12 protein-coding genes are annotated in these 14,519 nt (G+C 48.4%); all 12 read left to right on the top strand.

All coding sequences use genetic code 11. The features are described from left to right. Nucleotides 1-2 precede the first annotated feature (2 nt). Nucleotides 3-1,292 (top strand): TraB/VirB10 family protein, encoded by a 1,290-nt coding sequence (locus tag GTH24_RS17180; protein ID WP_004249357.1) that lies wholly within the window; start codon nucleotides 3-5, stop codon nucleotides 1,290-1,292. Nucleotides 1,293-1,366: 74 nt separating this feature from the next. Further along, nucleotides 1,367-1,939, top strand: a complete 573-nt coding sequence (gene traV, locus GTH24_RS17175; RefSeq protein ID WP_004249358.1) for a type IV conjugative transfer system lipoprotein TraV — start codon at nucleotides 1,367-1,369, stop codon at nucleotides 1,937-1,939. Further along, on the top strand, nucleotides 1,936-2,322 hold the full coding sequence (gene traA / locus GTH24_RS17170; protein ID WP_004249359.1) for a TraA family conjugative transfer protein: 387 nt from the start codon (nucleotides 1,936-1,938) through the stop codon (nucleotides 2,320-2,322). The genes traV and traA overlap by 4 nt, the downstream gene beginning before the upstream one ends. 178 nt (nucleotides 2,323-2,500) lie before the next feature. Beyond that, nucleotides 2,501-3,334 carry a type IV toxin-antitoxin system AbiEi family antitoxin gene (locus GTH24_RS17165; protein WP_004249360.1) on the top strand — a complete coding sequence of 278 codons (834 nt, stop codon included), beginning with the start codon at nucleotides 2,501-2,503 and terminating at the stop codon, nucleotides 3,332-3,334. Continuing rightward, a complete protein-coding gene (locus tag GTH24_RS17160; RefSeq protein ID WP_004249362.1) occupies nucleotides 3,327-4,265 on the top strand; it encodes a nucleotidyl transferase AbiEii/AbiGii toxin family protein in 939 nt (312 codons plus the stop codon). The genes GTH24_RS17165 and GTH24_RS17160 overlap by 8 nt, the downstream gene beginning before the upstream one ends. A 131-nt stretch (nucleotides 4,266-4,396) precedes the next feature. Beyond that, complete coding sequence (locus GTH24_RS17155) at nucleotides 4,397-5,089, top strand: DsbC family protein (RefSeq protein ID WP_004249363.1); 693 nt, start codon at nucleotides 4,397-4,399, stop codon at nucleotides 5,087-5,089. Next, nucleotides 5,089-7,488, top strand: a complete 2,400-nt coding sequence (traC, locus tag GTH24_RS17150) for a type IV secretion system protein TraC (protein WP_004249365.1) — start codon at nucleotides 5,089-5,091, stop codon at nucleotides 7,486-7,488. Before GTH24_RS17155 ends, traC begins: the two co-directional genes overlap by 1 nt. Then, nucleotides 7,481-7,828, top strand: a complete 348-nt coding sequence (locus tag GTH24_RS17145) for a hypothetical protein (RefSeq protein ID WP_004249366.1) — start codon at nucleotides 7,481-7,483, stop codon at nucleotides 7,826-7,828. The genes traC and GTH24_RS17145 overlap by 8 nt, the downstream gene beginning before the upstream one ends. Then, the gene (locus GTH24_RS17140) at nucleotides 7,812-8,324 is read left to right on the top strand and encodes a S26 family signal peptidase (RefSeq protein ID WP_004249367.1); all 513 of its coding nucleotides are present in this window, start codon (nucleotides 7,812-7,814) and stop codon (nucleotides 8,322-8,324) included. Before GTH24_RS17145 ends, GTH24_RS17140 begins: the two co-directional genes overlap by 17 nt. 10 nt (nucleotides 8,325-8,334) lie before the next feature. Further along, the gene (locus tag GTH24_RS17135; RefSeq protein WP_004249368.1) at nucleotides 8,335-9,459 is read left to right on the top strand and encodes a TrbC family F-type conjugative pilus assembly protein; all 1,125 of its coding nucleotides are present in this window, start codon (nucleotides 8,335-8,337) and stop codon (nucleotides 9,457-9,459) included. Further along, on the top strand, nucleotides 9,443-10,471 hold the full coding sequence (locus tag GTH24_RS17130) for a TraU family protein (protein ID WP_004249369.1): 1,029 nt from the start codon (nucleotides 9,443-9,445) through the stop codon (nucleotides 10,469-10,471). The genes GTH24_RS17135 and GTH24_RS17130 overlap by 17 nt, the downstream gene beginning before the upstream one ends. A gap of 2 nt (nucleotides 10,472-10,473) precedes the next feature. After that, on the top strand, nucleotides 10,474-14,166 hold the full coding sequence (gene traN, locus GTH24_RS17125; protein WP_004249370.1) for a conjugal transfer protein TraN: 3,693 nt from the start codon (nucleotides 10,474-10,476) through the stop codon (nucleotides 14,164-14,166). Nucleotides 14,167-14,519: the final 353 nt, after the last annotated feature.

Here is a 14,519-nt window from a genome sequence, read left to right as displayed (position 1 = left end):
CGATGAAAGCACAATGGGAACAAATGAGCCCGAACATGAAGCGGGGTCTATCGGTTGCTGGTATTGCTGGTGGTCTGATCCTTATGGTGATGGTGTTTTCACCTAATCCTGACGATGGCTCAAGCAGTCGGAACCGGCAGGAAACGATCCGGCACATTCTTACGGATACCAATACTCGTGATGTTGGGGTCGATAGTTTGGCTGCGAACGTAAAACTACTCAGTGAGCGCAATGAACAGTTACGTCGTGAAGTTGAGCGCTTGCGTCGTGACGTCGATTCAGGACGGCTAAGCCCAGGTTCGCCTTCTATACCAAGTGAGGTCAATGCGGAGCTGGCCCGCCTTAGAGCGGAACTTGATGATGTTCGCGCAGGAGGTGATGCAGCAGTTGAAGGCACAAATAGCCGTTTTGAAGTGCCTTTATCTGCCATGGAATTACCCAAAGACGAAAAGCCTCTGCCGTCTAACCCAGACGACTATTTTGCCAATGCGCCGCTGCCTGATCCGCTCTATCAGCAGCCAGCCAATGGCCAAGGTACACGAGCACGAGATGTTCCATTGCCGCCAATCACGATTCGTATGATAGAGCCTGAAGTGGTTGCTGAACCAGAGGTTGCTGTGCAAGAAGCGCCGCCTTTGTATCTACCGGCGGGCAGCATCATCTCAGGTACTTTGATCACCGGTTTGGATGCACCTACTCACGAGTCCGCAAGACGCGAGCCTTTTCCTGCATTGCTGAGGATTCAAAAGGAAGCCATTTTACCCAACCGATTTAGAGCGGATATCAAAGAGTGTTTCTTGATCGCCGCAGGTTACGGTGATTTGAGCTCTGAGCGTGCTTATTTGCGAGGCGAGACCATTTCATGTGTGAGAGAAGATGGTGGCGTCATTGAAACGCGACTGGATTCTTATGCCGTGGGTGAAGACGGCAAAGCTGGTATTCGTGGCCGATTAGTGTCGAAACAAGGCCAGCTGGTGGCCAAATCGATGATGGCCGGATTCCTTCAGGGCTTGGCTGGCGCATTTGATGTGAATCCTGTACCAACGATTCAGACGGGTAATGCCGGTGATACTCAGCTGTACCAGCAAGTCATGAGCCAAGAAGCATTACAAGGCGCTGCGATTAAAGGCACAGGTAAAGCATTGGATCGAGTGGCCAAGTTCTATTTGGACATGGCTGAAAATATGTTCCCAGTCATAGAGGTAGACGCTGCAAGGAAAATTGAAGTCATAGTCACTCGTGGGGCCTCGTTGTCATTGGCCACTTCACAAGGGGTAGGTGCAAGAAGATGAAAAAATCCTGCATGTTGCTAACCGATCGAAGTCCGTTTCAGAGAATAAGATGTGTATCCAGAGGAGAGTTAACCATGACGACATCAATGCAGAACAACCCAAAGCACCAGTCAAAACAGTGGTCTAAAGCTGGATTACTTTTATTGGCAGTCGGCTCAACCTTATTGTCTGGCTGTAGTTCATTGGGTCTTGGGAGTAGTGAATATGGTTGCCCAGGTATGCCTGACGGTGTGCGCTGTTTATCCGCTCGTGAAGTCTATGAGCTTACCAGTAATGGCGCTGCACCCAAGACGATTGATGCTGTGGCGACTCGAATTGGTTCTCCCTCGGGGTATTCACAATCTGATTTAGAGACAGGACTGCTGAGCCATCCAGCATTACCTGAGACGCAGCAATCTGCACCTATTCGCATTCCTTCAAGGGTGATGCGAATTTGGATTGCGCCTTGGGAGGATGACCGTGGAGATCTGAATTTATCCAGCTACGTGTTTACCGAAATTGAACCGCGCCGGTGGGATATTGGGGTGTCAGCACCTCGAACGGTTTCGCCAGTGCTACGTCCACTTCAGACTCAAAGCGATTCTGCCTTAGCGGGAGCTGATGGTAAGCGCGATAACTTGAGTATCTACGGAGAAACTAACGAATGACAAATGCAGTTCGCAGCATTCAGACTCAGCGCCTAATGACCATTGGTGCGCTTGGTTTAATGGCGTTAATGATTTCGGAGCCCTCATTTGCGGGCACCGGTGGTGATGCTTTCACTGATGTGTGGGATACTCTAAAAGATTGGACCCAAGGTACTTTGGGACGGATCGTAGCGGGAGCCATGGTTCTGGTGGGTATTGTGGGCGGTATCGCTCGCCAAAGCTTGATGGCTTTTGCCTTGGGCATTGGTGGCGGTATGGGTCTCTACAACACACCAACCGTCGTTGAAAGTGTTATGTCTGCAACTTTACCTGTCGTTGCCAGCACTCAAGAAGTCATTGGCACAACAGTTCCAGCAATCAGCGCCGTCTTACTGGGCACCTGAATGTGAGCTATATTAGGCAGTTCACTTAAGGCAATCAAACTTAGGTCTACACAACATCGGGTTATTGGTGATGTTGTGTAGACCTTTTCATTTCAGCGACGCCACATTAACGAACTTGGTTTACATTATTTGGTATATTAATACCTAAAGTGTTAAAATTCCTATCGTAATAAACTATATGGTTTATACTGTTCGTGATATTCATACTTTGGGTGTTAAAATGTCATCTAAAATAAACTGGCTTATTGCTCATACTTCTCCTGGTGCGCTAGTACTTCAGCAATGGCTGACTGAAAACGGCGTGAGCTACTCGTTGGCTCAAAAGTACGCGCAGAACGGTTGGCTGAAGAAGCTTAGTTCTGGTGTGTACTATCGTCCAAATGCGCAGGGCGATATAAAGCCAACTTGGGTTGATGCCATTCAAGCATTGGATGTGCAATTGGGCGTTTCAGTTCATTTGGCTGGATTGAGCAGCTTAACTCACCAAGGACTGAGTCACTATTTACAGCTGAACAAAGAGCAAGTTTGGATTTGCGTTAAAAACAAGTCGTCCTTACCGAAATGGTTTCGTGAATTCCCTTATCAGAATTGGTTTTACTGTGGAAACCATAAGCTTGAAGTGAATCCCGAGAAGGATTTGAAAAGGATCACGGTTAAAGAGAAAGAACTCACTGTCAGCTGTGCAGAACTTGCTGCCTATGAAGTGGTAGATGCGATTGGAAAGCTGATTTCATTTGAGCATGTCGCAGAATTATTTCAGGGTTTAGTCAATCTTAGCCCTAGAAAAGTACAAGATATTCTTGAACGAAGCAGCTCTGTTCAGGCAAACCGAATATTTCTATTTCTGGGTCGATACTACGATCACCAGTGGGTCAATCGCATAGATGAAACAAGAATTAAATTGGGTGCAGGAAAGCGGCAGGTTGTCGAAAAAGGACGTTTTGATGAGCGATATCAAATCACAGTGCCAGAGATATTAAGCGTCAAAAAAGGTGAACAACATAATGGATAAAGATAGCCCATATTACAAACAGGTTTCCTTGCTCATAAGACTGCTTCCTGTGGTAGCAACAGAGACGGTTTTTGCACTTAAAGGTGGCACCGCCATTAATTTATTTGTGAGAGATTTTCCTCGGTTATCTGTAGATATTGATCTTGCTTATCTTCCACTTGAACCAAGAAATGAGGCTTTGATTAATGTCAGGGCTGCATTGCAGCGCATTACAGACAGAATCAATACTCAACCAGATATCAGAGCGGCATTTCAGGATAATAAAGCTGATGAACTGAGAATCGTTGTATCAAGTCCGGTTGCGACGATCAAAATTGAAGTGTCGCCCGTCGCCAGAGGTACATTGCATAGTGCAGAAATAATGCCAGTTCAAGAGTCTGTTGAAGACGAGTTTGGTTATGCTGAGATTCAGGTAGTCAGTCTTCCCGATCTGTATGGTGGAAAATTGTGTGCTGCAATGGATCGCCAACATCCTCGCGACTTATTTGATGTGCGTATGTTACTTGGCAGTGAAGGGATTTCGAGAGAGATTTTGGTGGGTTTTTTAACCTATACATTAAGTCACCCTCGGCCTATTAATGAAGTCATGTCGCCAAACTGGCAGCATCTGAATGAGAAATTTCAGGCAGAATTTGACGGAATGACTTTTGAAAAAGTTGAATGCGAAGACTTAGCCTCTGTTAGGCCCATGATGTTAATTGAACTGCAAAAACATTTCACAGAAAGGGATCATGCTTTCCTTATGTCATTCAAAAGAGGGCAACCTGACTGGGCATTGTTTGACTATCCTAATGCAGCAGACTTGCCAGCGATTCGTTGGAAGTTGCAGAACATTAACAAATTGGCAAAGAATCAAGCAAAACATCAAGAGCAATTAGATAAATTGAAGCAAGTGCTTGATGATTGGCTTGTTAACGCAAACGCCGAGTAATTCGTTTATAACAAACCTCAACGAGCTATAAGCCCCCTAGTTAGATTGCGATTTCTTCAATCTATCTAACCGAGTCCACATAGGACAACTGCATAGACTGGAGCCTCGATTTACATTAACGAGGACTCCTCATGCGAAAACTATCTCCAATTATTCTGGCGCTTGCGCTGTCTCCTTTGGTTCAAGCTGAACCAGTGTCTGAAGTGTCGCCCGTTGGCAAAATTGACGGCATGGTTTCTTTGCCGGTCACGGGTATGAAAGCGGTTGAAAGCAATGGCCGTATTGTTTTCATGTCAGACAGTGGCCGGTTCGTCATTGATGGCACGCTCTATGATGCCTGGTCGAAAAAGCCGCTTACTAGCCTTGAAGAAATTCGAGAAGCAGGAAACACGCTGGACTTAAGTCGTCTTGGCTTAAAAATGGATGATTTGAACCCACTGACGCTGGGCGAAGGCAAAAAGAAAGTGGTGGTCTTTGTTGATCCACGATGCCCGCACTGCCATGAGCTTTTGAAACAAGCTTTACCGCTAACCAAAGAATACACCTTCCAAATACTCCCTGTGCCAGTGCTTGGTCCTGATTCAGAGCGTCAGGTTCGCCAGCTTGGCTGTGCGCGTGACAAAAAAGCGGCCACCGATGCATTGCTCAATGGTCGAATTAGTAACTTAGAGCAGGATGATACCTGCAACTTAGAGCCAATGCAGCGTACCTTGGTGACGGCTCAAATCCTGGGCATTCAAGGTGTGCCTTTCATCGTCGCCAATGATGGTCGCATCAGCCGAGGCCGTCCTTATGATCTTTCTGCTTGGTTGGAGGGGCGTTAATGAAAGCCTCTCTGTATTCAGGGCAACGCGCTTCAGAGCTATTGCCAGTATTGGCCTATTCAGACGATGAGCAACTGTTTTTCATGGAAGACCAAAGTGTTGGCTTTGGTTTTCTATGTGACCCATTGCCGGGTGGTGATGAGTCTGTTGCAGACAGGGTTAATGTTCTTCTCAACAACGACTGGCCAAAAGACACTTTGCTGCAATTTGGCCTGTACGCCTCGCCTGATATTCAAACCGACCTTCAGCGCATGATGGGCTTAAGGCATCGTCAATCCGACCCATTGCTCAGGGCGTCGATACGCAAACGTGCGGATTTCCTCGATGGGGGCACGGTTCGACCAATAGAGGAATCGACCCAGACACAGGTACGCAACTTTCAACTGATCGTCACCTGCAAATTGCCTTTGGAAAGTCCTATACCGACTGAGCGTGAATTAAGTCGAGCATCCGCGCTTCGAGCTTCTTTCTCGCAGGCGCTGGCAACAGTTGGTTTTCGAGTTAATGAGATGACTGACCGAAATTGGCTCGCAGCATTAAGTGCGCAGCTTAACTGGGGAAAAGATGCTTCTTGGCGTAATCCATCACCAGTCCGCAGTGAGGCTGATAAACCACTTCGAGAGCAAGTGTTGGATTATGACCGAGCTATCAAGGTGGATAGCCAAGGTCTGATGCTGGGCGATTACCGAGTCAAAACCCTATCGTTTAAGCGCCTGCCTGAGCGGATCTGGTTTGGTCATGCCGCAAGTTTTGCGGGCGATATGATGACGGGTAGTCGCGGTTTACGCGGCAGCTTTTTACTGAATGTCACCATTCACTTTCCTTCAGCCGAGGCGATGCGATCTCGTCTAGAGACGAAGCGTCAATGGGCGGTCAATCAGGCCTATGGCCCGATGCTCAAGTTTGTGCCGGTGCTTGCAGCCAAGAAAAAGGGATTTGATGTTCTTTTTGAAGCCTTGCAAGAAGGTGATCGTCCTATTCGGGCAAACATGACCTTAACGCTGTTTTCACCAACTGAAGAAGCGTCCATCAGCTCTGTTTCAAATGCTCGAACTTATTTCAAAGAACTCGGATTTGAGCTGATGGAAGACAAGTACTTCTGTTTGCCCATTTTTCTGAATGCCCTGCCATTTGGTGCCGACCGCCAGGCGATGAACGACTTGTTTCGATTCAAGACCATGGCGACACGACATGTGATCCCACTGTTGCCTTTGTTTGCAGATTGGAAAGGCACGGGCACGCCAGTGATTAACTTTGTTTCCCGTAATGGCCAGATCATGAGTGTGTCCCTTTATGACTCGGGCAGTAATTACAACTGTTGCATCGCGGCGCAATCGGGATCGGGCAAGTCTTTCCTGGTGAACGAAATCATCTCCTCCTACCTATCAGAAGGCGGGCAATGCTGGGTGATTGATGTTGGCCGCTCTTATGAAAAGCTGTGTGAAGTCTATGACGGTGAGTTCTTACAGTTCGGGCGGGACAGTGGCATTTGCTTGAATCCGTTTGAAATCGTTGAGGACTATGACGAAGAAGCGGATGTGTTGGTTGGGTTATTGGCCGCAATGGCCGCACCTACGCAGTCATTAACCGATTTTCAGATGGCCAACCTAAAGCGTCAGACCCGTGAACTGTGGGAGAAAAAAGGTCGTGCCATGTTGGTTGATGATGTGGCAGAGGCCTTAAAAAATCATGAAGACCGTCGTGTGCAAGACGTGGGTGAGCAGCTCTATCCGTTTACGACACAGGGCGAATATGGCCGCTTCTTTAATGGCCACAACAATATTCGCTTCAAAAACCGATTCACCGTTCTGGAGTTAGAAGAGCTCAAGGGGCGTAAGCATCTACAACAAGTGGTGTTGCTTCAGCTTATCTACCAAATCCAACAAGAGATGTACTTAGGTGAGCGGGATCGTCGCAAGATTGTGTTCATTGACGAAGCCTGGGATCTGCTGACTCAAGGTGATGTCGGTAAGTTCATCGAGACGGGTTACCGTCGATTTCGAAAATATGGCGGCAGCGCTGTAACGGTAACGCAGTCGGTCAACGATTTGTATGACAGCCCTACAGGTAAAGCCATCGCTGAAAACTCGGCCAATATGTACCTGCTTGGTCAAAAAGCCGAAACCATCAACGCGCTCAAAAAAGAAGGCCGTTTGCCATTAGGTGAAGGCGGCTACGAATACCTAAAAACGGTTCATACCGTCACGGGTGTCTATTCCGAAATTTTCTTTATTACCGAGATGGGCACCGGGATTGGCCGCCTCATCGTCGATCCGTTTCACAAGCTGTTGTACTCGTCCCGTGCAGAAGATGTAAACGCGATTAAGCAGTTAACGCGCAAAGGCCTTTCTGTTGCTGATGCCATCTCTCAGTTGTTGAAGGAGCGAGGCTATGAATAAGTCCACGCTTTGGCCATTTATGGCCTCTATTACTTTGTCTATTGCAGGCAGCGGTTTAATGACCAGCTGGCTTTTAATGAAAACACTCGAACCCATCCACAGCCAGTTGGCGTTAAGTACGCCCATTGCAGTCGTGGATTTTGGGGAGGCGGTGTTGTCACTGGGCCCCAATGCCAGCGAACAAGACATCGAATCCAGGTTGCTTCAGACCAATCAGCAAATTGAAAAATTAAAAGCAGCCGGTTTTATCGTGCTGGATGCCCAAGCGGTGGTGGGTGCTGATGATTCCGTATTTGTGCCAGTAGGCTCAAAGGAGGTGTCTCATGCAGATACTCCGTAAAAGAATGCCTTGGCGGCCATACCTCATCCGGTTGACTGTTCTTGCGTTAATCATGGCCTTGGTAGGCACCTACGCCATGATGCGCTACCGAATAGGTATTGATACCCAGCAAGAGCGCTGCCTGCCTGATACCACGGTGTATCTGATTGACCTATGGAATAAAGAGCCCGTTAAGGATGGTTTGTATGCCTTCCACTCAAAAGGACTCGCTCCGTTATATAACGACGGTACTCGGATGCTGAAACGCCTAACAGGGATGCCTGGGGATGAAGTCAATGTGACGCCTGAGCATGTGCTGGTGAACGGTGCTGAAGTTTCTACCGGCATGGCATTAGCCCAGCGTCTTGGTGCGGCGGAATCACAATTTAGCCGCTCATTGACGCTGCAAGAAAACGAATATTGGTTTTCCGGCGAGGCTGCTACGAGTTTCGACTCCCGCTATTGGAATGCCGTTAAGCGCGAGCAGATTGTTGGTCGCGCTTGGCCGCTTTGGTAGGAGGTGGAAGATGAGAAGACTATGCCTCTTATTTTTGTTGGTTGCGCCATTGGCTTTTAGTCAAGTGTCCTGGGCACAAGAGCCTTATCCGTTGTCTGACGAGGACAAAAAGATCGTCGAAATGAGCCGCAGCATTTTACAAAGTGCTGTGGATGGTTCATCTGAATTTATCGAGCCTTTTTCACCGATTGAACAACCTAAGTCGCTCAAACACAACGATGAATGGTTGATATTTGCGTCGTCCTCACTGGGGGATTCCTCACTGATGCAGCTATTTAAAGAGGCCAGTGCTACCGGCGCTATTGTGTTGTTTCGGGGAATTCCTGAAGGAAAGACCTTGGGGGCGGCTATCCGTGATTGGCATACCCTGATGGCGGGACTTGATCCTGTTCCTCAGGTTCGAATCGATCCGAAAGCCTTTGTGCACTGGCGGGTGACTAGCGTGCCTGCCATTTTCCGCATAGAAGATGACAAGGTGACTGCAAGTGCACTAGGGGTTTACAGCAAGGACTGGTTGCAACGTCAAATTGAAACAGGCAATACCGGATCTTTGGGTCAACGCGGTCCGATTCATTCCATTTTAGAACCGGATTTGATGCAAGTGGCGATGCAGCGTTTACAGTCGCTTGACCTGGGCGCGTTAAAGAAAAAAGCCATTGAGCGTTTCTGGTCTCGCCAAACTTTCACTGACTTACCCAAAGCCACGCAGTATCGGATAAGAATGGTTGATCCAACCATCGTCATGAAGCGGCCACTATTGGATGCCAATGGCCGAACATTGATCCCAGCAGGAACGCGTATTAACCCGCTAAAAGCCTTGCCATTTACTCAGCAGCTCGTGGTGTTTAATGCGTCGAACGCTGAAGAAGTGGACGCAGTAGCGCATTGGCTTGAGGGCCAAGATAGGACGCTGCGCCGCATTACGCTTATCACCACGCAGCTCGACCGTGCTCAAGGTTGGAATAGCCTCAATGCGCTCGAAAAGACATTGGACAGTCCGGTTTATCTTCTCAATGCCTCGCTAAAGCAGCGCTTTGATTTGCAAGTCACCCCATCGTTTGTTCAAGCAAAGGGACTCGCGTTTGAAATAGAAGAAATTCCAGCAAAGGAGCTTGTTCATGAAAAAGCTCAATAATACGTATCGTCTGTTGCGGACTCTCGTTGTAATGTTTGTCCTTGGCGCATCTATTCCTGCAAAAGCCGAACTGACCTGCCCAGACGCGGGGTTATTGTCCGGCAAGTTGCTGACGGATGTTTGCTGGTCATGCATTTTTCCTATCCGAGTTGCGGGTCTTCCTCTTGGCTCTGGCAGTGTCCCAAGCGGCGCATCAAACAAGTCATTTTGCTTATGTGAAGACAACTTAGGTGTGCCAAGGCCAGGTATTGTTACCAGCATGTGGGAGCCAGCGCGTCTGATTGAACTAGTCAGAACGCCAGGTTGTTCGCCTTCACTGGGAGGGATTCGTTTACCGTTAGGTGATAGGCGATTGCAAGGTGGTCATGGTGAAGGTGAATACGATACCGGTGATCTTGCTTTCTACCATTACCATTATTACGCCTTTCCGCTTTTGGTCATGCTCGATTTGTTCATGGATGGCAATTGCAATGCCGATGGTTACATGGACTTTGACTTGATGTATTTGTCGGAATTGGACCCAACATGGCTGAACGATGAACTGGCCTTTTTTACTCAGCCTGAAGCGGCTGCCGTTGCCAATCCATTGGCTATATCTGCTTGTACCGCTGACGCTGCTTCATCAACGCTTGGTAAACCCATCGACCAGTTGTTTTGGTGTGCTGGCAGTTGGGGCCATCTCTACCCGTTATCTGGCCACACCTTAGCCTTTGGCTCATTAGCAGAAAACACCAGCCATTTAGCGGCGCGTGCAATCGCGGCTCAACACAGGCGTGGTCTTGCTAGGCGAACAATGGGGAACAGTGCGCTATGCCGACCTGTTATCGAACCCATGCTGCCGAAATCCCAATACAAGATGAGTATGTTCTTCCCTGTACCGGAAACTGAAAGTGCGCATGTCATCGGTGAAAGCACCATGAAATGGGGAGAGTGGCGAACGATCCCCGGTGCCGGTGAAGATGCGCTCTACATTTTGTGGCGCTGGCAAGACTGCTGTAACTCGGGAGGTTAACCATGAAACCAACACTTTTTACCCGAGTTTTAGCGGGTATTTTATCAATCACTATGGCGTGCCTGCCCTTACATGGTGTGGCCGCTGATGTGCAGCGCCAATCCGGCCTAAGCGGACAACAAGAAGGTAAGCAATTGCTGCAAAACTGGACGATGCCCGCACTCAATGGCAATACATTGTCGGTGCCGAATGGCAGTGGTAATGAGTCCATTAACTTGCAAGAGCTTTTCCCTGGTATGGATCAGGGCTCATTGGATGTCTTAACGGGCGTTTATGGCTCTGATGCCAGCATGAATCAATTGGGGACACAGCGCCAAGAGAGCATGGCATCCGAAAGTGGCGCTACGGGTGAAGCATTTCGTTCGCTACAGCAAATCAAAGACAGGTCTCGGCCAGATATGGTCAATGATCCGCTTTGGGCATTAACTGATGCGGTTCAAACTGACCCCAATCTATTAACCCAAAGCTTCCCCGGCTGTGAGTCTCAAGGTGAAGGCAGCCCAAATTACCAGCAATGTGACAGGCTCAATACAGCGGTTAACAGCTGCACTATTACTCACGATTACACGGCAGGCATTATTGAGCATGTTTCTGGACCGATGAACCTTCGCTCTTGTGGTGAGGGGTGTCTTGAAGTTTGGATTGGACGAATTGGCGACAACTACTGGAGTGGCCGTTGTAAAGTGTTTGAACAGGCCATCACACTCAAAGTCGTGAACCCCGATGCGATTACCTCAGCCGTTCTTGAGTACGCTAAATGGGATGACTACATGCAAGTTTGGCTTGGCGATCAGAAAGTCTGGTCTGGGCCGAACAATAACTTTCCACCAGAAACGTCAGGTCGCTGCGAGCTCAGTACCAGTTGGGAGCGCAATCCAAATACCGATCTCACTGCCAGGCTAAAAGCGGTAGAACCCGGTTTAGAAGTGCCGGTAAAAATTCGCGTATCGGTTACGGGTAGTGGTGAGGGGTATGCACGCATCAAGGTGCGCTTTGATCCAACCAAGGTGGTGATGAATGATAGTTGGTCGCCACAATCCTGTATCGAACAAGCAGCGGATATCCCGACGAAGTTTTCAGACTACAGCATTCAATGCACGGATCAGCCTTCTTCAACCAACGGATGTACGGTGGTCAATGGTGTTTCAGTTTGTGAGTCCTATTTTGCCCCAAGCCCAGTGGCTGGCATATCGCCTTTGTGTCGTCGTGTGCAAGTGAGTGTGGATGATGAAAGCTATAAAGGGATTGAAAATCAGGCCTGCCAAGTGCTTGAAGCGAATCCTTCCTGTGGATTCATGTCGTCAGAATGTGCCGAGACCAATGATAAAGGTGAATGCACTCGTTTTACCGATACCTATGACTGTGGATTGCAAACCAGCGATCCAAAGTGTGTGGTATCCAATCTTATGCCGAGTAGTTTTGAAGCCTGTGAGCCTACTCAGACGATCACGCCATTTACTGAAACCAAGCATGTACCCGATTACCAGGTGTGCGAGAAGATCAGCACGCTTACTCAGTGTCAGTTAGAGCGACGTGTATCCGCTGAAACCCATCAACAAAGCTGGTCCATTGAGCGTGGTTGCTTTAGCTCCGAAACGCTCAGTTTTGTTCCACAGCACAGCAGTACTATGCAAACTGGAAACGCTACGCTGAGGATTTTTGATAATCAAAATACTGAGATAAAAATCACCGAGTCGCCATCCAAGGCAAATGGCTGGAAAACGACACTCTCATTGACGGGCAATAAGGAGACGGTGACTGAGACGAAACCGTCCATTAAATACCCTGAAATGACCTGTCCAAAAGGAACCTTGGTTGGCTCATTGTGTAAAGTCGTCAATGGTTCGATTATTTCGTGGCATGAACCCCAGGAGGTCACTCGTTCCAGATGCGATTCCGGCTGGAACAAAGTCGATTTCGACACTTGCAGCCGAGAAGTTCAGAAGTGTTTGGCTCCTGCGAAACTGAGTGCTTCCTTGACCTTCTCCGGCAAGTACTTAGAGCAAGACGTTGTTCATCAATCAAGTGATCCGGGCATAGACCAATGCTTGATGCAAACGGATCAGTTTACTGCGGTGCAGTGGCAGTGTTTGGATACGGGCACAAAACGAATCGACGGGTTAACGGTTGGTAGTAGCGAGTTGGCGAAGCTTGGAAGTCTTTATCCGGCTGTTGTTTCGTCTCCTGCTCATTTAACCAGTCGTGGCAGCTCTGATGGACTGGGGCTCTCATGCTGGAGGGCAAAAGCGACCTATAATGCCTCGACTGCTCACCCAGAGTTCAACATGGGCAGCTCAGATAGCTGGGTAGATGCCAATGGTAATACACAAACCATCGTCAATAACGGACAAAACACGACCACCAATACGTGTGCCGCGCTAGAGCAAAATCCGGCCTGCCAGTACGTCAGAACCGAATGTACTGAGGGCGGGGCTGGTCATGAAGGCTTCTGTTATATCCAAAGTTTGGTGTATGACTGCGGACAAAGCGTTGAAGTGCAAAACGCTCGAATGGAAACTCAATACAACTGTGAGGGGCCAGTTCGCTGTATGGGCACAGATTGTTTAGAGCCAGAGTCAATCAAGCAGGCTAACTTTGCAGAGGCCGCTGCGATGCTTAATGCGGCGCAGTTTATGACCAATGATATGTCATGCACAGGAGCTGATGGCCAAGATAACGTCGAGTGTACGGTCTTTAAAGGTAATGCTGGCCAGTGCAAAAAAGCCGTTGGCGGCATAGTGGATTGCTGTGAAAAGCCAAGTGGCGTGTCGCTATCGGATTACATCACGATGATAGTTGCGGTCAACAAGCTTGATACGGCAGTCATGGCCATGAATCCGTCTTCGGCAATCTATGGTTCGTGGAATACGCTCAGGGAACCAATCACCAGTACCTGGAGTGCGGTTAAAGAGCCTTTTGTGTCTGCATGGGACTCTCTCATGGGGGCTGGGCCATCAACGGCTGCTGGCGCGGGAGCGGAGCAAGCTGCGACTGGCTTTATGCAGGTGTTGACCAACAAAACGGCTGAGTGGGTAGGCTCTACGTTTGGTTCGGGGGCGCAATCGGCACTGTTTAGTAACGTTGGTGGTGCGGTTGGAGCCGATGGTGTCGTTTCGGGTGGTAACTTTGCCCTGGGGGGCGCTGCGGGCGCGGTTCTGAGTACGGTTATGACGGCCTACATGATTTATTCAGTCACTATGATCCTCATTCAGCTTATCTGGAAATGTGAGCAGAGCGAGTTTGAAATGAACGCCAAGCGGGTATTGAAGAGTTGCCACTATGTAGGCTCTTACTGCAAGTCTAAGTTCTTAGGTGCCTGTGTTGAAAAACGGCAGTCATATTGCTGTTTTACTTCGCCACTTTCACGGATCATTCAAGAACAAGTACGCCCTCAATTGGGCCTTGGTTGGGGCAGTGCCAAGTCACCAAACTGTGAAGGTTTGACCGCGAGTCAGTTAAACCAGGTAGATTGGAGCCAAGTCAATCTCGATGAATGGATAGGTATCTTGTCGATAACAGGCAACCTACCCGAAGTACCGTCACTGGATCTGGAACGACTCACAGGCTCAGGAAGTACGCTAAACGTTGATGGAAATCGTCAGAGTGCCGCAGATAGAGCCATTGAACGGCTAAACGGAATGGATGCCCAGAAACTTCGCCAGGAGGCAACGGAAGAAGTCTCGGGGAACAATTAGAATAAATTGCTCCGTTAGCCCCGTTTTGCAGGACTAATGGAGCAGAAAAAATAATCAATATGCATTTATGTAACTGCGACAAATTTGCAAAAATGTGTTTGTAGTAGTTTCGATAAATAGAGTTGGACATCGGACAGATAGCTATGAGCGAGGAACTGACGTGGCCAACCAAAATCGACCAACCCAGCTAAGCCACTTTTCTCAATATCTTCATTTTTAATTCATACATATTTGGGCTTGGATACCTCAAATATGTATGCAAACGTTCTGTATTGTAAAATGTCATGCTAAGCTCGAAAGCACGATTGAACACCTTGGTGTCGAGATTGAAGATGTACTAAGGATTTCAGATA

The organism is Proteus vulgaris (assembly GCF_011045815.1).
Lineage (GTDB): Bacteria > Pseudomonadota > Gammaproteobacteria > Enterobacterales > Enterobacteriaceae > Proteus > Proteus vulgaris_B.
The sequence above is the reverse complement of the archived record's forward strand: the minus strand, read 5'-3'. Positions and strand labels throughout refer to the sequence as shown.

Excerpts from the sequence above, each read along its gene's own strand:
- traA (WP_004249359.1), top strand. The coding sequence starts at position 1,936 with ATGACAAATGCAGTTCGCAGCATTCAGACTCAGCGCCTAATGACCATT.
- GTH24_RS17145 (WP_004249366.1), top strand. The coding sequence starts at position 7,481 with ATGAATAAGTCCACGCTTTGGCCATTTATGGCCTCTATTACTTTGTCT.
- GTH24_RS17140 (WP_004249367.1), top strand. The coding sequence starts at position 7,812 with ATGCAGATACTCCGTAAAAGAATGCCTTGGCGGCCATACCTCATCCGG.
- GTH24_RS17165 (WP_004249360.1), top strand. The coding sequence starts at position 2,501 with ATGGTTTATACTGTTCGTGATATTCATACTTTGGGTGTTAAAATGTCA.
- traV (WP_004249358.1), top strand. The coding sequence starts at position 1,367 with ATGACGACATCAATGCAGAACAACCCAAAGCACCAGTCAAAACAGTGG.
- GTH24_RS17160 (WP_004249362.1), top strand. The coding sequence starts at position 3,327 with ATGGATAAAGATAGCCCATATTACAAACAGGTTTCCTTGCTCATAAGA.
- GTH24_RS17135 (WP_004249368.1), top strand. The coding sequence starts at position 8,335 with ATGAGAAGACTATGCCTCTTATTTTTGTTGGTTGCGCCATTGGCTTTT.
- GTH24_RS17130 (WP_004249369.1), top strand. The coding sequence starts at position 9,443 with ATGAAAAAGCTCAATAATACGTATCGTCTGTTGCGGACTCTCGTTGTA.
- traN (WP_004249370.1), top strand. The coding sequence starts at position 10,474 with ATGAAACCAACACTTTTTACCCGAGTTTTAGCGGGTATTTTATCAATC.
- GTH24_RS17155 (WP_004249363.1), top strand. The coding sequence starts at position 4,397 with ATGCGAAAACTATCTCCAATTATTCTGGCGCTTGCGCTGTCTCCTTTG.
- traC (WP_004249365.1), top strand. The coding sequence starts at position 5,089 with ATGAAAGCCTCTCTGTATTCAGGGCAACGCGCTTCAGAGCTATTGCCA.
- GTH24_RS17180 (WP_004249357.1), top strand. The coding sequence starts at position 3 with ATGAAAGCACAATGGGAACAAATGAGCCCGAACATGAAGCGGGGTCTA.